We start from the raw sequence: 16756 nt of genomic DNA on the forward strand, positions 1-16756 counted from the left end.
CTACTATACGCCAGCTAGGTTCAACATTTTTCAGTCCACAACACTCACCCCACCACTCCCAACGTCCAAAGCACCCATCACCCAGCACCCAGCACAATATCCCCTGGTAGACCCTCGATTTGGGTGCCCGACCACAGATACGCTAAAGTTTTCCCTCGGCCAGCCCAAACGGGCAAGCCCCAGCAATCCCCTATAGCTCAATTGGCAGAGCAGCCGACTGTTAATCGGCAGGTTACTGGTTCGAGTCCAGTTGGGGGAGCTTTGCCCCTCCCAGCGATGCATGTTCGCTATGTATCGCAACCTCCGGCTACCAGAATTGGTAGCTGAATTCACGCCGCTGATCCTAGCGCATCCTGGCGTTTCCTGCCCTCTCGGTCAGTGCTCACAGCCTCCGCAACCGGAGGGCATCGGCCATTGAGCGAGCAAGCCAGCGGTTCCCAGCTGATCGATTCGGTGTACTACGCCGCCGTCGTCGTCACTATCGGCCCTGATCCCGACCGGCCCGGCCGCTGGACCGCGGCGACCTTCCACGCGCTCGACGTACCGCAGCCTGACCCCGCGCTGGTGGCCGAAGCATTGCGCGACGCCGCCACCGACCTCGAGGACCGGCCGTGAGCCCGGCGGTCCCGTTCGCCGGTCTACCGGGTGACTGCGGCGCGCTCGATATGTCTCGCTGCGCACTGCTGGCCTATGTCGACGACGCCGGACACGTGACGTGCCTGAGCGCGCTGCCCGAGGCCCGCACCGCGGCTCTGCTGCGCCGTCTGGCCGACGCCTGGGACGCACCGGGGGGTGATGCCGTCTAGAGACCTCATGTGCTCGACGGCGCTATCGGCGGGTCCGCCGCTAACCGACTGCCCCGGTGTGTGCTCACTCGACTAATCCCGTGCGAACCGGCGCACGGCTCACCACCCGAGCCTGATCAGCCGCGGGCGGTGGGACAGATCGGATGCCTTGCGCCCCAAGGGCCGCAGGGCTACCGGCGCTGGGGTAGCGAGTGGTGAGCGGCGAACTGGGAGGCTGGCGCTGGGAGGCTACCCCGGCAAGGTGATTCCTCTATCCGAATGGCTGTGCATCACAACGGGATTGGAGACAAACCATGGTGACCACAGAACGCTCCACCGAACTGGAAGTCTTGGCGGCAACACCGTTCGAGAACTGGGTAGGCGCACGAGAAGCCGCGCGCATCCTGCGCGTGAGCTACGTGACTGTCATCCGGTGGGCGGGGACCGGCTACCTGCCGTCGCTGGTGAAGCTGCCCGGCATGACCGGGGCGTGGTACTTCGACCGCGGCGTAGTCGAGCAGCTGGCAGAAGATCGCGCCCGCGCCAAGCAGGTACTGGCGTGGGAGTCGGCGTGAGCGGCACCGTGATTCGCGGGCCGTGGCCACAGCACACCGGCCGCCGCACGGATACGCGGCCGCGCGAGCCCCGGCGCTCGACGGCATGGGCCGACACCCTCGCGTCGTCGGGCGAGCACTGCACCGTGTGCGGCCGGGTGTTCGCCAGCGGGCATGTGCCCCACGACGAACCGGTGTGCCGTGAGTGCCGTCCGGTGCTGTTCGATCCGGCGACCGGAGAGGGCGGCTGGTGAGCCGGGATTGGCACGGCCGCAGGGCATCCCGGCTCACGGCCCTGGTGCTGGCCACCTACGGCACCACCTGTCACCTGTGCCGGGGGGCCGGGGCCACGACCGCTGATCACGTGATTCCGCGTAGCCGTGGTGGCCCGCATTCGCTGGCCAATATGCGCCCGGCCCATCACGGCTGCAATTCAGCGCGCGGTGACATGGATCTGACCGAGTGGTTCCGTCGTCATCCCGAGTTCGCGCGCCGCTCGGCCGCGCCGCCGTCGCGCCGCTGGTTCGGCTGAACTTTTTTGAGCAGCGGCCCGCGGGCAGCCCCGCGCCAGCTGCCGTTTTTCCCCGGAAACCGCCGAAAACGGGGGTAGTACAACAGGAAAGGACGAGGCAATGCCACGACGTGACCCAAGGGCACCGGAACTCGGCCAGACCGCAATGTTCGCCGAGCTGCCCCAGCTCACCAACGCACCCGGACGCCACAGCACCGACACCGACCGCGCACTCCGCGCCGCCGGGCTCGCCGAATCGGACCTGGCCGCGGCCACACTCGCCCGTGCGGGTGCGTGGGCGCTCGACCAGTTCGAGGCCCAGAACAAGCCCTACGGGCCGTCGAAAACCATTCCGGCCGTGCTGGATGCGTTACGCGCCCTGCATCTGACGCCGGACTCACAGCCCGAAGAGAACATCGACGGTTTCGACGCCCTGATTCGCGAGCTGGCCGCCAACGACGACGCCGCCGACCATGACTCCGCCGACGCCTCCCCCGCGGTTCGCGACGAAGCGTGACCGCCGGTTCCGCACGCTCGGGCCGCGCGTGGCGAAGGTGGCCGCGCTGCTGGGTACGCCTTTGCTGCCGTGGCAACGCCAGGTTGCGGACGTAGCGTGCGAGATCGACGCACGCGGGCTGTACCGGTACGGCACGGTCGTTGTGTCGGTGCCGCGCCAGTCCGGCAAAACGACGCTGGTATTAGCGAACGGTGTCGAGCGGTGCCTGATGGTGCCGAACCGGCGCGTGTGGCACACCGCGCAGACCGGTCAGGACGCCCGCGAAAAGTTCTTGGAGATGGCCGAGCCGTTCGCGGCGTCGCAGCTGGGAAAGCTTGCGGCACAACTGAAACGCGGCGCGGGCAATACCCGTCTGGTGTTCCGGCACGGGTCGACGTTCCGCCCGCACCCGCCGACCATGGACGCGCTACACGGGCAGCAGTCCGACCTCAACAACGTCGATGAGGCATGGGTGTTCGATGAGGCCCAAGGCGCGAACTTGGTACAGGCGATCATCCCGACCCAGGCCACCCGGCCGGGCGCGCAAACGTGGGTCACCTCGACCATGGGCACCGCGGACTCGACGTGGTTTCACGACCTGTCCGACCGGGGCCGCGCCGGGGAGCCGGGCATCTGCTATTTCGAGTGGTCGATACCCGACGACGCCGACCCCGACGACCTCGAGGCCGTGGCCGCCGCGCACCCGGCCTACGGGCATCTGATCGACATGGAAGCGATCCGCCGCGCCCGTGCCGCGATGGGCACCCCGGCCGCGTTCGCCCGCGCCTACGGCAACCGCCGCACCGCCACATCCGAGCGCGTGATCCCTCTCGATGCGTGGATTCGCGCCCAGGACGACGCCCCGCTGCCGAGTTCGGCGCGGCCGGTGTTCGGGGCCGCGGTGGCGTGGGACCGCACGGAGACGGCGATTCTGGCGGCCGTGGAGGTCGACGGGCTGCCGGTGGTGGAAGTGGTCGACGTGCGACCGGGTACGTCGTGGGCGGTCGACGCCTGCGAGGCTGCCTCGACTGTCGCTGATGGTGCGGCGGTGGTGGTCGACGGTCACGGCCCGTCCGGGCCGCTGGCCGATCATCTCGAACAGCGCGGGGTGCCGGTGATCCGGCCGCGCACAGCAGATGTCACCACGGCCGCCGCGGACCTGTACGACCGCATCACGCACACCGACCCCGCGACCGGTGTCACCGCGCCGCGCATCCGTTTTCGTCATGACTCGGCGCTGTCGGCCGCGGTGGATTGTGCCGCGCGCCGCCTGGTCGGTGATGGCGCGTGGACGTGGGGACGGCGCACGTCCACCGGCTCGATTGCCGCGCTGGAGGCGGCGACACTGGCGGTGTGGGGCACCGTACGCGACCCCGGACCCGCGCCAGCACCGCGGATATACTTCGGCTGACACAAGCTGTTACATCCGTGAAAGACGTTGTGCATCAACGTATTCAAGGCGCAACGATCCGATCGCGGTAGGCGCTGCCTGTCCGGTTGCGGTGGGTGTGCCGCGGTAGAACTCGATGCGTGATTCGTCTTCGGAATCCGTTCACCGCGTTACGTGGCCTCGATGCCGTGGGCGCTGCCCATCGGTTGCAGGTGGCTTCGCCGTGGCGCCCCGAACCGTCGCACCTGGAGCAGTGGGTGTGGTCGGATCTGTTCGGCCCGGACGTGCTGCCGCTGACGCGCGCTGAGGCGATGGGTGTCGCGCCGGTCGCGCGGGCGCGACATCTGTTGTGCGGCACCATCGCCCGGCTACCGATCCGCGCCTACCGCGGCAACACCCTCACCGATCCGCAACCGGCGTGGATCGACCGTTCCGACTTGCCGACCTCACCGTTTCACCGCATGTTGTGGACCGCGGATGATCTGCTGTTCTACGGCTGGTCGCTGTGGATGCTCGAACGCAGTGCCGATGAGATGAATGTGCTTGCCGCCGAGCGCATTCCGTTCGATATGTGGTCGTTCGACGAGAACGGCCTGGTCATGATCGACAACGAATACCCGGCGCACCCGGAACGACTGTGCCTGATTCCGGGCATGCACGAAGGACTGTTGTGCTTCGCGCGCCGGGTGGTGCGGCACGCGGCGAACCTGGTTCGCGGCGCGGACCGGGCCGCGGAAGTACCGACACCGAACCTCGAGCTACACCAGACCAACGACGCCAAACTCTCCGACGACGACATTGCCGAGCTGGTGGCGAAATGGGCCGCGGCCCGCAAGGGCCACAACGGCGGCGTCGCGTTCACCAACTCCGCGATCGAGCTACGCGAGCACGGCTCGACGGATTCGGCGTTTCTGATCTCTGGCCGCAACGCCGCTGCGGTCGACATCGCCCGCGCGTGCGGCATCCCCGCGGCGATGCTCGACGCCGACTCCGGCGAAACCTCGCGCACCTACGCCAACGTGGAGAGCCGTAACCGTGAGTTCGTGGATTACGGCCTTGCGCCGTATCTTTCGGCGATCTCGGCGCGGCTGGGCATGGACGACATGACCCCGCGCGGGCAACGCATCGCGTTCGATCTCGAGGACTATCTAGCGGGGTTGCCCTCGGCACAGGTCGGCGCGGAAGACGACAACGCCGCCACCCCACCACGGCCCGCACCGGGGGCCACGCGGTGACCACCGACGAGCAGCCGGTGACGTATCAGGCGGTGCCGCAACCGGTCACCGAGCATCCGGCGTCGCAGGTGGCCCCGGTGCCGTTCTGCGATCCGCCGCGGCCCGTGCCGCCCCGCCGCGCGCCTGCCGACCCCGAACAGGAGGAATGACCAATGGTTGCTGTGATCGCGCTCGTCGTCGCCGTGGTGGCGCTGGTGGCCGCCTCGGTGGCGCTGGTGGCGCTGGGCTGGCTGGCGGTGCGTGCGGATCGGCTGGCGCGCATCGTGACCGCCGACAACGCCGCCGACCGGGTATGCGCCCTGTCGGGTGACCCGGTGACCGCCGACTCCGACGCTCGCACCGTAACCGGTCTGATCGTGCCGTACGGCGTGGTTGGTGACACGTCGGCCGGGGCCGTCGCGGTCCAGGCGGGCGCGTTCACGCTGCCGCCGGATCTGTCGCGGATCAAGCTGCTCAACGGCCACGACCGCGAACAGCCGATCGGCTACCTGACCGCGACCCGTGAAGACTCGGCCGGACTGTGGGGCACGTTCGCTATCGCGCCCGGCCCGGCCGGTGACGAGGCAATCTCCGCGGCCCGCAACAAGATTCGCGATGGCCTGTCCTATGAAGTGTCTCGGGTCCGGTATTGCCCGGACCGTTCCCGTATCACTGCCGCCCGTCTGGATGCGGTGGCGCTGTGCTCGGTCCCCGCCTACGACGACGCCCGCGTGGTCGCGGCGTCGAGAACGGAGAACACCATGCTCACCGTCGAGACCGCCCGCGCGATCCTCGCCGACCCCGACGCACCGGGCCACGAACGCGCCGCCGCCGCGGCGTTCCTCACCGCACACCCCGACGCCACCGACGCCGACCGCGAAACCGCTGCCGCAGCAGCAGATTCCGACGCCGCACCACCCCAGCCCCCGGCCCCCGCGGCCCCGGCCGCGGTGCCGGTGTCGGCGGTGCGTGCGCCCCTGGGACTGTCGACGCTGACCGGTGCCGCCCCGGCGCAGCTGACCGCCGAACAAGCTGTCGACCGGATGGCCGCAATGATCCGTGGCTCGGCCGATACCGCCCAGATCAACGCCGCGCTGTCGGATGTGCTGCCCGCCGACGACGCCGGTCACGGCATCCTGCGTCAGCAGTGGATCGGCGAACTGTGGAACGCACAGAACCTCGCACGCCCGTTCATCGACTCCATCAGCCGTTCTCGGCTGACCTCGGCGTGGAAGGTGACCGGCTGGCGGTGGGTCAAGAAACCGGCGGTCGGCCCGTACACCGGTAACAAAACCGACGTACCGAGTAACAAGGTCTCCACCGAGCCCGCGGAAGCAACGCCGCGGCGGTGGGCCGGGGGCTGGGACGTCGACCGCGTGTTCGTGGACCTCGGCGACCCGAGTTTCCTGAATTCCTTCTTGCAGATGGCAATACAGGACTACGGCCAGAAGACCGAGGCGGGCGTAGCCGCGGACATGCTCGCCGCCGCGACCGTCCCGGCCGAGACCGCAACGGATCTGATTTCCGCGCTCGATATCGCCGCCCGGTCGCTGTCGGGTATCGGCGCGAACCTGTCGTTTATCGGCATCTCCGCGGATCTGTGGTCGGCGTACTTCAAGATGCCCGCCATCGAGGCCCCCTGGTGGCTGGCCAAGCAAGCCAGCATCAACCTCTCCGGCGTCTCGACCACCGTCGACGGGCAGACGCTCCGGGTGTTCCCCGCGGCGACCCTGCCCGCGATGACGCTGGTTGCGGGCGACCGGCGCGCGATGACCTATTACGAAGCGTCGCCGTCGCCGGTGCGGGTGCAGGCGGTGAACCTGCCCAAGGGCGGTATCGACGTGGGCGTGTTCGGCTACGACGCCACCATCGCCAACGACGCCCGCGCCCTGGTCAAGGTCACCATCACCCCGCCGACGCCGAGCAAGTAGACGGGACTCGGGAGATGACCAGTCCGGTACCGGCGACCACCCTCGCGGCGGTCAAGACCTACCTAGCGATCACCGACGACCGCGACGACGCCGCGATTACCGCGGTCGTAGATGCGGTCAACGACCTGATCGCGTCGTGGCTGCCGGTCCCGGGCGCCGGTACCGGCTGGCCACCCCGGCACGCCCAAGGCGCAACCATGTTGGCCGCGCGGGTGTTTCGCCGCCGCAACTCCCCCAACGGGGTGGAGGACTACGGATCGGAACTGCAAGGCGCGATCTACACCCGCGCCAACGATCCCGATATCGCGCTGTTGCTGGGGCTCGGCCGCTACGAACCGCCGTCTGTCGGGTGAAAGGGGTTGGCGCGCATGAACTTCCTCGACGCCATCGACCATGTGCGCGACGAGTTGCGGTCGGTCGGCATCCGCGCCGACCACGAGCCGCGCGACGTGAACCCGCCCGGCGCGTGGCTTCAGCTGGCGTCGATCGCGCACCACCAAATGCTGTGCGGCGCAAACAGTGTCCGCGTGTACGTGTTCCTGATCGTGCCCGATATCGGGACCGCGGAAGCGTCGCGGCTGCTGTCGGTGCTACTGACCACCGCGCTCGGTGTGCTCGACCCGGACGAGGACACCGTACCGACCACGGTGAACCTGCCCAGCGGCGGCAACAACGGCTGTCCGGCGCTGCGACTGACCGTAGACGTTCCCCTCGACTAGGAGGTTCTCCCATGCCCGCGAACGTGCAGAAGCTCGGCCCCGGCACCCTCAAACTCGGCCCCTCCGCGACGGCGCTGGATATCTCGTGCCAGGCCGTGAGCGTGACCCTGGCACCGGACAAGGACACCGAGGACCCGATCACCGTCCTGTGCGGCGACACCATCCCCGGCGCGTCCACCTATGCGTGGAAGCTGTCGGGAACGCTGCTCACCGACCTGTCGAAAGACGGGCTGGTGCAGTACACGTGGGAGAACCAGAACAAAGCTGTCGCATTCGAATTCGTGCCCAGCACCGCCGCGGCAACGGCGTTCAAGGGGACCGTGGTGGTCGATCCCCTCGCGGTCGGCGGTGACTCCGGCAAGAACCTCCAGGCCGATTTCGAATGGGGTGTCGTCGGCACCCCGACACCGACGTTCCCCACCAAACAGGCCACCGTCCCGGCCCCGCTCACCTACACCTCGACGCCGACGTTCCCCACCGCCGCGGCCGAGCCGGGCGGGCGTTCGGCGAAGGAGTAGGGACGGTGGCCGAGCAGGTGCGGGTGATCGGGGGCCGCCGGTTGCGGGCCACGATGCGCCGCGCCGGGGTGGACATGCAGGAGTTGAACCGGGCGCACGCCGCCGCGGCCCGCATCGTGGCCGATGCCGCCCGCGCGCCGGTCGCGTCCGGTCGCCTGCAATCCACGATCCGGCCCGGCGCGACCCGGACACAGGCGATCGTGCGGGCCGGATATGCGTCGGTGCCCTACGCCGGGGTCATTCATTGGGGCTGGCCGCGCCGCAATATCCGCGCGCAGCCGTTTCTGTCGGATGCGGCCACCTCGACCGAATCGACGTGGATTAAATCCTACGAGGACGAAATAGAGCGCATCATCTCCCAGATCGAAGGGGCATAATTATGGCGATCAATCGCATGGCGATCGAATATCTACTCGCTGACGGTTCGAGTGGTATCGCGTTTCCCACGATGGCCGATCGGATCGAATGGGACCGTATCGCGCATCAGAAGAATTGGCCGCCGGTACAGAATGCACTGTCGATGTGGACGGCATTTCTCGTGTGGTCGTATTTGTACCGGACCGGGGACACCAAAGATTCGTTCGAGTACTTCTCGACCCATGTTCTCGACCAGGCGACCATGACCGCCGACGACACGGCCGGTGACGTGGACCCTACCCGGACGGCAGTGCTTCCCGGGCCGTCATAGCCGTTGCCATCGCGACCGGCATTCCCATGTCGGAATGGCTCGCCTTCGGAGACGCCGCAATAGCGACCGCCGTGGAAATTCTCGACCAGCAGGCTAAGGAGGCCGCCCGTGGGTAAGACCGCCATTCTCGCGGTTCGGATCATCTCCGACGCCAAGGACGCGAGCGCCGGATTCGACCAGGCCACAAGCCGCCTCGACCGCTTCCAGTCCGGCGTGGCGACTGCGGCGAAAGTCGCAGCCGGCCTCACCGCCGCCATGGCCACAGTCGGCGCGATGTGCATCAACGCCGCCTCCGACGCCCAGCAAGCCGCGGGCGCGGTGGAATCGGTCTTTGGACCGGCCGCCGCGGAAGTCGAGAAATTCGCTGGCGCCGCGGCCCAATCGGTCGGATTGGCCTCCTCCCAATACAACAATCTTGCTGCCGTTCTCGGTGCTCAGCTGAAAAATCTCGGTATCGCACAAGACCAGATTGCGGGCACCACCAATAATCTGATCACGCTCGGCGCTGATTTGGCGGCGACATTCGGGGGCACCACCGCCGAAGCTGTGCAAGCACTGTCGGGCGTATTCCGTGGCGAGTTCGATCCGATCGAACGGTACGGCGTCAGTATCAAGCAATCCGATATCAATGCGCGGCTGGCCGCGCAGGGAATGACCGGCCTGACCGGAGAGGCGCTGAAACAGGCACAGGCACAAGCCGCGCTCGCGATGATCACCGAGCAGACCGCCGGGGCACAAGGCCAGTTCGCGCGAGAATCGAACACCCTCGCCGGGCAGCAGCAACGCATGAACGCCGAACTCGAAAATGCAAAAGCGCAACTCGGGCAAGCCTTGCTGCCGATGTTCGCGAAGCTGGCCCAGATTCTCGCGTCCGTCGCCGAATTCGTCGGGCGCAATGCGCAAGCGTTCACGATCATTGCGGTCGTGGTCGGCAGTGCTGCCGCGATTCTGACCGTCCTGAATGCGGCGCTGTCGGCGTACAAAATCATCTCGGGAGTCATCACCGCCGTCAACGGGATACAAGCCGCGAGCTGGTTCGCCACCGCCGCCGCGGAAATGGCCGCGCTGTGGCCGCTGGCGCTGATCGTGCTCGCGATAGCGGCCGTGATCGCTATCGTCGTGCTGGTCATCAAAAACCTTGACACACTGCGCAATTGGTGGGACATCGCGTTCGAGGCGGGCCGGACCGCGGTGGGGTGGGTGTGGGACAAGCTCCAGGCGCTCGGCAACTTCATCGCCGGGGTATTCAATGCCGCGGTGCGCACGGTCGGCGACGTGTTCTCCTCCGCGATGGGCATCGCTCGCGCCGCGGTCGGCGCGCTACTCGCGCCGATCAACGCCGTGATATCGGCCGTGCGGTCGCTCATCGGCTGGATATCGAAAATCCGGTTCCCGAGCATACCCAATCTAAACCCGTTCAAAGCCGCGCTGCCGCAACAGATGTCGGTACCGCAGTTGCCCGGCGCGGCTCCGCTCGTGCATGGTCCGTCGCTGGCGGCGCTCACGGTCGGGGGCGGTGTGCGGGTGCCCGCGCCGCAGATCACGAACATCTCGATCACCGTGAACGGCGCACTCGACCCGGTGCAGACCGGCAAGCAGATTGCCGATGCGGTGCAGTCCTCGACCCGTAGCCGCGGGCTGACCAACGCGGTACGGCTCTCGACCGACCGGCGGGTGATCTGATGCCCGTGCAACCGTACCCGTACGTCATCCTCGACGGCGCGCTGATGGATACCGACCTGACCCACTTCGGCACCAAACCCGTTGTCCTCGACGGAATCTCCCTCGACTGGGGACGGTCGGAATACCTCTCGCACGCCGAAACGGCGACGCTGACCATTTCGTTCGTCGACCGGACCGGGACGCTCGCGCAGAAGGTGACCGGCCGCCGGATGATCGGCGCACCCCTCGCCGTGTTCTACACCGACGCCCCCGGCTCCCCGTGGGGTGCGTGCTGGTTTCAGGGCCGGGTGAACGCCGCCACCGCGCACCCGTCCACCCGCGACCCGTTCTCCGACGACCCGAAAGCGAAAGCGTGGACGGTCACCCTCACCGCGGCCGACAAGACCGCCGATCTCGGTCAGATCGTGCAACCACCGGGGAACTGGCCGCAGGAGAACGCGCAACAGCGCGCCGTCCGCATCCGCGACGGCTCAGCCATCGCCGGTATCGGCCAGTTCTATTTCTACCCAGGCCATACCGGATCGCTCATGTGGGAGATCGACGTGAAAGGCCGAGACAACCTGGCGCTGGTCAAGGACTTCTACATGTCCATGGGCGACACCTTCTCCTACCTGCCCAAAGAGAACAACATCCGCTATCTGCACCGCCGCGCCTACGACATGCACGTGAGCCTGATCCGCGACGACGACGGCGTAATACGCGCCCGCGCCGCCGACTACACGTTCGACAACCGGCTGTATCGCGGCATCGGCATCCAGTCGTGCGAAGTGACCGCGGCCGACTCCACCACCGTCCCAACACAATCCACCATTACCCGCGTCGAAACCTCATGGAAAGACATACCCAACGGCGGCCGGGACTGGGTAACCGTCGTATGGGACGACACCCTCCCCGAACACAACTGGGGCCGACGAACTCTCACGCTGACCTCGTGGCTCGGCGACGGCCGCCAGATCGACCCCGTAACCCTCGAACTGCTCAACCGCGGCCGGTTCGAGGGCTCCATCCCACGGCATCCCGACATCACCGTCGACACCCGCCGCACCGGCGGATTCCACTCCAAAGGCGAAGCCGAAGCATTCCTCGAGGGTGGCGAAACCCAAGGCGTCGCATACGTTTCCGGCTCCCAGCACGCCCAATGGCAATTCATCACCCCCGTCTACGCCATCATCGGCGGCACCATCACCTACCGGCATCCGGGCTGGGTCATCACCTGCCGCCTACAGGCGTGCTGGCGGACCAACCTCGCCACGCCCCCCACGTGGACCGGGATGGCCGCCGCGATCACATGGGGGCCACCAGGGCACGGCGGCAACCTGTCCGAATCGCTGACCTGGTTCGACATGACATTCCTCGATAACGGCACCGTCTACGAAAGCGAGCCCTGATGCCCCAGACCACGCCCTACTACAAATTCCCCTACCCGCTCATCGGCGACCCCGTACGCGACGGCGCGACCGCCATCCGGCAACTGGCCGAGCGTATCGAGGCCGTGCTGAAGGCCAACAACCTCAACCCGCCCAACGCCGCCCAGGGTGATGAGCCGTGAAGCCGCATGACCGGGTGGCGCTGGTGATGGCGTTCGCCGCCGGGACCGCGGTGCAAATGCTGACCGCCGCGGCACTGTACGACGCATTGTTTGATCACGCGAATTCCGGTCTGTCCGAAGCGTATTCGTCGTTGCTGACCGGAACTCTCGGCGTGCTCGTCGGCGCACTCGCCGGATACATCGGGGGCCGCACCGGCGGCTCATCAGGCGACGACAACCGGAAGGGGTCCGAAGATGACTGACACACTGTTCGCCGACGTGTCCGAATGGCAACCGCCGCTTGATGATTCATACCCATACCCGTGGGTGTCGATCCGCTCCAACGACGGCACCTATCGAGACCGCAATTTCGCCGCCAACTGGGACACCGTACGCGGCTGGCTCGACTCCGGCCGCCTCCGCGGTGCCATCGTCTACGCCGTCTGGCGGCCCAACTGGGACGACACCCTGGCGACCCATATCGACATGCAGGGCGAGAACCGGCCCGACGTAGTGACCATGATCGACGTAGAAGGCTGGGGCACCTACACCAACGACTACTCCGACTCCATCAACCGCCTGATCTGGGGAGCCGGAGACTGGCGCGGCCCCCACATCGACGGCCGCCCCCGCCGCACCATCGGCTACTACAACCCCAACGCCGACCCCGCACTGTGGACCGACCGGCCACCGATCGGATTCGTCGTCCCCTCCTACGGGTCATTCCCCTACTTCCCACCCGGCACCGAAGACGTAGCCAACCAGCTCATCGCACACCAGTACACCGACGGCCAGGGCTACGGCGGTGGGCTACCGGAAGGCTATGACGGCGTGTGCTGCGACATGAACGCCGCCAACGGCTACGACCCCGAACAACTCCGCACCGCAACCGGAATCGACGTACCGTAAGGCAACGATCCCCCGCCGGGTACCACCCGGCGGGGGATCGCTATGCAACAAGTTTCGATTCGATCGTTCAGCTGTGGCCCGAAGCATCACCTCCCTCCTGTTGTCGACTCCGAATTCGGCCCCATTGGCCGCCGGTCTACTCGGCTGGTTCCGGCCCCGGCTCACCAGCGGGGGCCGTCCAGGCACCTAATCAGCGCCCCCGTGGCTCGATGCCGCGTTCTCTGCCGCGTTCCTCCCGGCCGCCGCGTGTCCGAGCTGCCTCTATCGCATCGCGGCTGGGCGGTTCGATGCCGGGTGTCGGCTGGGTGACCCTCAACAGGTCGGCCACCTCGCGAACCATATCGCCGGGTTGCCCCTTGGCCGCCGCGTCCCGCGCCCGCTGCGCTTGCTCCGCGAGCCGGTCAGCCGCCTGGCGCTGTTGCTGGCGCGCTAGCTCGATGGCGGGATCCCTTTCCTGCCCGCGTGTCCGTTCGCCCTTCTCTGGCGCTGCGCGGCTACCTGTGCCGACTGGTTCGGGTTCGTCCCGCCCGCGCGCCGGGTTCATGTACTTTTCGCCGAATTCCCGTGCGACCTTCTGGGCCGCGTCGTTGGCAGCCCTGTCGCGCGCTTCCTTCGTGATGGGTTTTCGTTCCGGCTTGGTACGTGTCCGTTCGTCTCGTGCCTTCTGTTCCCGCGGCTCCCGTTGTCGGGCCTTCTGCTGCTGATGCGGTTGTTTGGCTCGCTGAACCATTTGTTTCACCCGAGCATCACGACGGCGGGCACGTTCAAGCCGCCGGGCACGTTCCATCTTTTCCAGATCGCGCGCCGGAATCAATTCCAGCTGATTTCGACCTAACTCCTTACCTAGCCTGATCGCACGGTCTCTCTCGTCTTTGCTAACCCTGACGACGGCGAACCGGTCTCGATGCTGCTCGGCCAACTCCAATAATCGAGCCTCGATCTCCGGTGAGATGTATGCATGCTCAGGTATTACCCATTGGCCGGACCAACCCGCCTCTAAAAATCGAGCATCTTTCTCGAGTTGGTCGGCTACCTCTCGACCGGATACGGCGCCCGATTTGTATTCGCGAAACTTCTTCTCTTGAGGGTGGGCGGTGTCGAATCGACGTTCTTTGCCGCGCGTCCCCGGGACCTGTAGCTGGTGCTCGTGCTTCCACCCGCGTTCTGGTGTCTCGCCACGCTCCTGCGCCATACCCCGATGAAAGCCTTTGGAGCGTTCATCTCGTTTACGTGCGCGATCAGCGGCCCTGCGGCGACGTTCCAGTTCTGCCTCGGCCGCTCGCCGCGTTTCGTCTTCGGACATGGGTCGACCCACCCCCCGAGTGGTGAAATTTTATTAAGTAACGCCGATCAGTGAATATTCACATCACTGCGGTAGCTATTCACATATGCTTTCGCTTGGCACATCCAGGTAGTGAGCGTAATCGACAAGGTGGGAGATCATATCTCCTGTTACCTCGCCAAAATCGCGCGACTCAGCAGCGGACGCCAGCGACTCGACACAATTGATATCGTCCTTGGAGTAGCCGAAGAACACGCCTGGACCAAAGGACTCATAGAGCGGTTGCCCTTCGCCGGGCAGGTTCATCCAGATACCACCCGCGCGTCGCACGAAGCATTCTCCAATGTACGTCACGAACTGATCCGCAATCCCGAATTTGTCCGGATTCGAGAGTGAATCCTCATCGGGAAAGAACCGGGCGAAGACATCTTCAATGTGGTGGAGCGCATCATTAGACCACCACGGTTGCGGCATGCCCGGAACAGTAGCGGTCAGAAAGGTGCTCATTCGCGACCGGATTCCGTCCAACCATTCTTGCCATTCTGGTTGAGACTCGTCGGCCTCCATCTGCGCAACTTCGTCATCGATGGTCAATTCCGTGTTGTCGTCATCCATGCCTGCGCCTCCGCTTCCCCTGCTTTTCCTGTTCGATGCGTTCGCGAATTCCGTTGACACTCTTGTTTTTAGGTATTCGCCGCGGCCAACATATGACCGTAACGTACACCAGCACACAGACACCGAGTGTCCCGACGAACACCAGCACGACGTCCACCGCCGATCACTCCCATGCCCACAGTCGCCACATGGGCATCGGTGGCACGCCGCCGCCGTCGTCGGTGTCGAGCGGTTCGACCTCCACTGTGTAGTCCGGGTTCCAACGCTTCAGTGCGGGAAGGAATCTCGCGATCACATCCGGCGGCGCCGTGTACATGACAGTTGGATGTCGAGCACTGTGGCCGAAGTCGATGCGGACGAGTCGTTGCGGCAGCGGCGGCAACGGGCCGGGTGTGGTCATGAATCGCCATTCCCCCTCGGCGAAGTCGGGTTCGGTGTGGAGGTCCCCTCCGACCGGGGGCCGGGACGGGGGTACGTATCCGATGTCATCCCCGGCCGGTGGGGGCCTGCATCAACCTTCGCCGTTCACAAGACCGTCAAGGGACAGAAAAGGGACAACGCACACGACAGCGCCAATCGATCTACGCTCGACGTATGACCACAGCAGGTGAAGCGATAGCACGCGAGCGGAAGCTGGCGGGCCTCACACAGCGCGGCCTGGCGAACCGGATCACCTACAGTCTGAGTCTCGTCAAGGCAGTCGAGCAAGGCCGAGAACCGGCCAGCCCCGGCCTGATTTCCGCCGTGGCGAAGGCGCTGCGCATCCTGCCCGAGCAGCTGACGGGAGCGCCGTACGACGACGGTAAGCCGATGTCCGACGCGGTAAACGGGCTCACCGTGCTACTCGCCGAAGGCCGCTACGCCCGTGCCGAAGAACCTGGGTCGCTGGACGCCATCGAGGCGGACCTGAACGAAACTCGCCGCCTGTATCGCGCAGACCGCACCCGGCAGACTATCGAGGCGCTGCCGAACATCATCCGGCGTCTGCACGGCGCAGTCCGAGATACGACCGGCGACGCCCAAGCGCGCGCGTATTCGCTACTGGCATCGGCATACATCTTCGCGGAATGGTCGGCACGTCGAGTAGGTCAAACTCAACTGACCATCCCCGCACTGGACTTGGCCGACCACTACGCGCCGCTCGGCGCGGATCTCAGATACGGCGACTTCTCGATACTGGCTCGCGCCCGGGTGCTCACACACATGGGTGAATCGAATGTCGCCGGTCAGTTGGTCGACTCCGTGATCGGTCGCGCCGAGACCGACACAACACGAGCTGGCCTCGTGATGACCGGGTACTCACACCTCGCCGCCTGCATCAACGAAGCGCGAAAACTCAACTACACCAACGCCATAGCGCATGTGGACGCCGCCCAAGAGTATGCGGAACGAACCGGCGAGACTGACCTGTACATGACCTCGTTCGGACCGTTGAACGTCCAATTCCACCGGCACGCCATCGAACTCGAAGCGGGCGACCCGCACAAGGCCGCACGCGACGGCTCAGAGCTGTCCATCCCACGCAGCTACGACAAACCCACCCGTGTAGGTCACCACTGGCAGGACAACGCCCGCGCCTGGCTGATGGCGGACAAGCCAGAAACGGCACTGGTGGCATTGAACAAAGCTCGCGCCATCGCTCCACAGCAGACCCGGCTGCATCCCGCGGTCCGGGAAACCCTGTACGGGATCGCGGCGGCCCAGCGACGGCAGTCCGAAAGCCTGGTTGGTTTCGCATCATGGCTCGGAGCGTCACTCTAGAGAAGCAACGAGAAGGGCCCCCCCCCGGGGTGGTGGCGGGCGGGGGGGGGGGGGAATGGTATGTGGTGTGGACCGCGTAGGCGGGTTAGGGGAGCTCGGCGCGGAGATCACGGCGATCGACGAGAATTCGGACGCGGTAACGATTTCCGGCCCGGCCGGGAGCTGGCGGGCG

The 16756-nt window shown here is 66.2% G+C and carries 24 protein-coding genes and 1 tRNA gene; 22 read left to right on the forward strand and 3 right to left on the reverse strand.

Annotation, left to right across the window (positions count from 1 at the left end; translation table 11 throughout):
- The first annotated feature begins 186 nt into the window (after window positions 1-186).
- The 21 genes from QH290_RS14700 (at window position 187) to QH290_RS14800 (ending at window position 12926) form a co-directional block, all read left to right on the forward strand.
- Window positions 187-259: transfer RNA gene (locus QH290_RS14700), tRNA-Asn, on the forward strand.
- 155 nt (window positions 260-414) lie between these two features.
- Window positions 415-615: a hypothetical protein gene (locus QH290_RS14705; RefSeq protein WP_280383338.1), complete on the forward strand. Its 201-nt coding sequence runs from the start codon at window positions 415-417 to the stop codon at window positions 613-615.
- Window positions 612-806, forward strand: coding sequence for a hypothetical protein (locus tag QH290_RS14710; protein WP_280383340.1), 195 nt, complete (start codon window positions 612-614; stop codon window positions 804-806). The genes QH290_RS14705 and QH290_RS14710 overlap by 4 nt, the downstream gene beginning before the upstream one ends.
- A gap of 293 nt (window positions 807-1099) precedes the next feature.
- Window positions 1100-1360 carry a helix-turn-helix domain-containing protein gene (locus QH290_RS14715; protein ID WP_280383342.1) on the forward strand — a complete coding sequence of 87 codons (261 nt, stop codon included), beginning with the start codon at window positions 1100-1102 and terminating at the stop codon, window positions 1358-1360.
- Window positions 1357-1593 (forward strand): hypothetical protein, encoded by a 237-nt coding sequence (locus QH290_RS14720; RefSeq protein ID WP_280383344.1) that lies wholly within the window; start codon window positions 1357-1359, stop codon window positions 1591-1593. The genes QH290_RS14715 and QH290_RS14720 overlap by 4 nt, the downstream gene beginning before the upstream one ends.
- Window positions 1590-1871, forward strand: a complete 282-nt coding sequence (locus tag QH290_RS14725; protein WP_280383347.1) for an HNH endonuclease — start codon at window positions 1590-1592, stop codon at window positions 1869-1871. Before QH290_RS14720 ends, QH290_RS14725 begins: the two co-directional genes overlap by 4 nt.
- 100 nt (window positions 1872-1971) lie before the next feature.
- On the forward strand, window positions 1972-2367 hold the full coding sequence (locus QH290_RS14730) for a hypothetical protein (protein WP_280383349.1): 396 nt from the start codon (window positions 1972-1974) through the stop codon (window positions 2365-2367).
- 28 nt (window positions 2368-2395) lie between these two features.
- Window positions 2396-3757 carry a terminase large subunit domain-containing protein gene (locus tag QH290_RS14735; RefSeq protein WP_280383351.1) on the forward strand — a complete coding sequence of 454 codons (1362 nt, stop codon included), beginning with the start codon at window positions 2396-2398 and terminating at the stop codon, window positions 3755-3757.
- A 119-nt stretch (window positions 3758-3876) separates the two neighbouring features.
- Window positions 3877-4971: a phage portal protein gene (locus QH290_RS14740; protein ID WP_280383353.1), complete on the forward strand. Its 1095-nt coding sequence runs from the start codon at window positions 3877-3879 to the stop codon at window positions 4969-4971.
- Window positions 4968-5120: a hypothetical protein gene (locus tag QH290_RS14745; protein WP_280383355.1), complete on the forward strand. Its 153-nt coding sequence runs from the start codon at window positions 4968-4970 to the stop codon at window positions 5118-5120. Before QH290_RS14740 ends, QH290_RS14745 begins: the two co-directional genes overlap by 4 nt.
- A gap of 3 nt (window positions 5121-5123) precedes the next feature.
- Window positions 5124-6881, forward strand: a complete 1758-nt coding sequence (locus QH290_RS14750; protein ID WP_280383357.1) for an HK97 family phage prohead protease — start codon at window positions 5124-5126, stop codon at window positions 6879-6881.
- A gap of 14 nt (window positions 6882-6895) precedes the next feature.
- Entirely contained in the window at window positions 6896-7234 is a 339-nt protein-coding gene (locus QH290_RS14755) for a phage head-tail connector protein (RefSeq protein WP_280383359.1), read from the forward strand.
- A gap of 15 nt (window positions 7235-7249) precedes the next feature.
- Entirely contained in the window at window positions 7250-7600 is a 351-nt protein-coding gene (locus tag QH290_RS14760) for a hypothetical protein (RefSeq protein WP_280383360.1), read from the forward strand.
- An 11-nt stretch (window positions 7601-7611) separates the two neighbouring features.
- Window positions 7612-8118, forward strand: a complete 507-nt coding sequence (locus QH290_RS14765) for a hypothetical protein (protein ID WP_280383362.1) — start codon at window positions 7612-7614, stop codon at window positions 8116-8118.
- Between the two features lie 5 nt (window positions 8119-8123).
- Window positions 8124-8495, forward strand: coding sequence for a hypothetical protein (locus QH290_RS14770; RefSeq protein ID WP_280383364.1), 372 nt, complete (start codon window positions 8124-8126; stop codon window positions 8493-8495).
- 2 nt (window positions 8496-8497) lie between these two features.
- Window positions 8498-8806, forward strand: a complete 309-nt coding sequence (locus tag QH290_RS14775; RefSeq protein WP_280383366.1) for a hypothetical protein — start codon at window positions 8498-8500, stop codon at window positions 8804-8806.
- A 108-nt stretch (window positions 8807-8914) separates the two neighbouring features.
- A complete protein-coding gene (locus tag QH290_RS14780; protein ID WP_280383368.1) occupies window positions 8915-10489 on the forward strand; it encodes a hypothetical protein in 1575 nt (524 codons plus the stop codon).
- Entirely contained in the window at window positions 10489-11877 is a 1389-nt protein-coding gene (locus QH290_RS14785; RefSeq protein ID WP_280383370.1) for a hypothetical protein, read from the forward strand. Before QH290_RS14780 ends, QH290_RS14785 begins: the two co-directional genes overlap by 1 nt.
- Entirely contained in the window at window positions 11877-12038 is a 162-nt protein-coding gene (locus QH290_RS14790) for a hypothetical protein (RefSeq protein WP_280383372.1), read from the forward strand. The genes QH290_RS14785 and QH290_RS14790 overlap by 1 nt, the downstream gene beginning before the upstream one ends.
- A gap of 14 nt (window positions 12039-12052) precedes the next feature.
- The gene (locus QH290_RS14795; protein ID WP_280383374.1) at window positions 12053-12280 is read left to right on the forward strand and encodes a hypothetical protein; all 228 of its coding nucleotides are present in this window, start codon (window positions 12053-12055) and stop codon (window positions 12278-12280) included.
- Window positions 12273-12926 (forward strand): hypothetical protein, encoded by a 654-nt coding sequence (locus QH290_RS14800; protein ID WP_280383376.1) that lies wholly within the window; start codon window positions 12273-12275, stop codon window positions 12924-12926. Before QH290_RS14795 ends, QH290_RS14800 begins: the two co-directional genes overlap by 8 nt.
- 190 nt (window positions 12927-13116) lie before the next feature.
- Here QH290_RS14800 and QH290_RS14805 read toward each other — a convergent pair whose 3' ends face one another.
- The 3 genes from QH290_RS14805 to QH290_RS14815 all read right to left on the reverse strand — a co-directional run bounded on the left by QH290_RS14805 (window position 13117) and on the right by QH290_RS14815 (window position 15223).
- Window positions 13117-14229 (reverse strand): hypothetical protein, encoded by a 1113-nt coding sequence (locus tag QH290_RS14805; RefSeq protein WP_280383378.1) that lies wholly within the window; start codon window positions 14227-14229, stop codon window positions 13117-13119.
- Between the two features lie 75 nt (window positions 14230-14304).
- A complete protein-coding gene (locus tag QH290_RS14810) occupies window positions 14305-14823 on the reverse strand; it encodes a hypothetical protein (RefSeq protein WP_280383380.1) in 519 nt (172 codons plus the stop codon).
- Window positions 14824-14986: 163 nt separating this feature from the next.
- Window positions 14987-15223 carry a hypothetical protein gene (locus QH290_RS14815; protein WP_280383382.1) on the reverse strand — a complete coding sequence of 79 codons (237 nt, stop codon included), beginning with the start codon at window positions 15221-15223 and terminating at the stop codon, window positions 14987-14989.
- A 194-nt stretch (window positions 15224-15417) separates the two neighbouring features.
- On the opposite strand from QH290_RS14815, the gene QH290_RS14820 reads away from it, so the two are divergent.
- Window positions 15418-16584 (forward strand): helix-turn-helix domain-containing protein, encoded by a 1167-nt coding sequence (locus QH290_RS14820; protein WP_280383384.1) that lies wholly within the window; start codon window positions 15418-15420, stop codon window positions 16582-16584.
- Window positions 16585-16756: the final 172 nt, after the last annotated feature.

Source organism: Nocardia wallacei, assembly GCF_029869545.1.
In the GTDB taxonomy this organism is placed as follows: domain Bacteria; phylum Actinomycetota; class Actinomycetes; order Mycobacteriales; family Mycobacteriaceae; genus Nocardia; species Nocardia wallacei_A.

What these genes read in the sequence shown, in the direction of transcription:
- QH290_RS14715 (WP_280383342.1), top strand. Translation starts at nt 1,100, where the DNA reads ATGGTGACCACAGAACGCTCCACCGAACTGGAAGTCTTGGCGGCAACA.
- QH290_RS14730 (WP_280383349.1), top strand. Translation starts at nt 1,972, where the DNA reads ATGCCACGACGTGACCCAAGGGCACCGGAACTCGGCCAGACCGCAATG.
- QH290_RS14750 (WP_280383357.1), top strand. Translation starts at nt 5,124, where the DNA reads ATGGTTGCTGTGATCGCGCTCGTCGTCGCCGTGGTGGCGCTGGTGGCC.
- QH290_RS14755 (WP_280383359.1), top strand. Translation starts at nt 6,896, where the DNA reads ATGACCAGTCCGGTACCGGCGACCACCCTCGCGGCGGTCAAGACCTAC.
- QH290_RS14760 (WP_280383360.1), top strand. Translation starts at nt 7,250, where the DNA reads ATGAACTTCCTCGACGCCATCGACCATGTGCGCGACGAGTTGCGGTCG.
- QH290_RS14765 (WP_280383362.1), top strand. Translation starts at nt 7,612, where the DNA reads ATGCCCGCGAACGTGCAGAAGCTCGGCCCCGGCACCCTCAAACTCGGC.
- QH290_RS14775 (WP_280383366.1), top strand. Translation starts at nt 8,498, where the DNA reads ATGGCGATCAATCGCATGGCGATCGAATATCTACTCGCTGACGGTTCG.
- QH290_RS14785 (WP_280383370.1), top strand. Translation starts at nt 10,489, where the DNA reads ATGCCCGTGCAACCGTACCCGTACGTCATCCTCGACGGCGCGCTGATG.
- QH290_RS14790 (WP_280383372.1), top strand. Translation starts at nt 11,877, where the DNA reads ATGCCCCAGACCACGCCCTACTACAAATTCCCCTACCCGCTCATCGGC.
- QH290_RS14800 (WP_280383376.1), top strand. Translation starts at nt 12,273, where the DNA reads ATGACTGACACACTGTTCGCCGACGTGTCCGAATGGCAACCGCCGCTT.
- QH290_RS14805 (WP_280383378.1), bottom strand. Translation starts at nt 14,229, where the DNA reads ATGTCCGAAGACGAAACGCGGCGAGCGGCCGAGGCAGAACTGGAACGT.
- QH290_RS14810 (WP_280383380.1), bottom strand. Translation starts at nt 14,823, where the DNA reads ATGGATGACGACAACACGGAATTGACCATCGATGACGAAGTTGCGCAG.
- QH290_RS14815 (WP_280383382.1), bottom strand. Translation starts at nt 15,223, where the DNA reads ATGACCACACCCGGCCCGTTGCCGCCGCTGCCGCAACGACTCGTCCGC.
- QH290_RS14820 (WP_280383384.1), top strand. Translation starts at nt 15,418, where the DNA reads ATGACCACAGCAGGTGAAGCGATAGCACGCGAGCGGAAGCTGGCGGGC.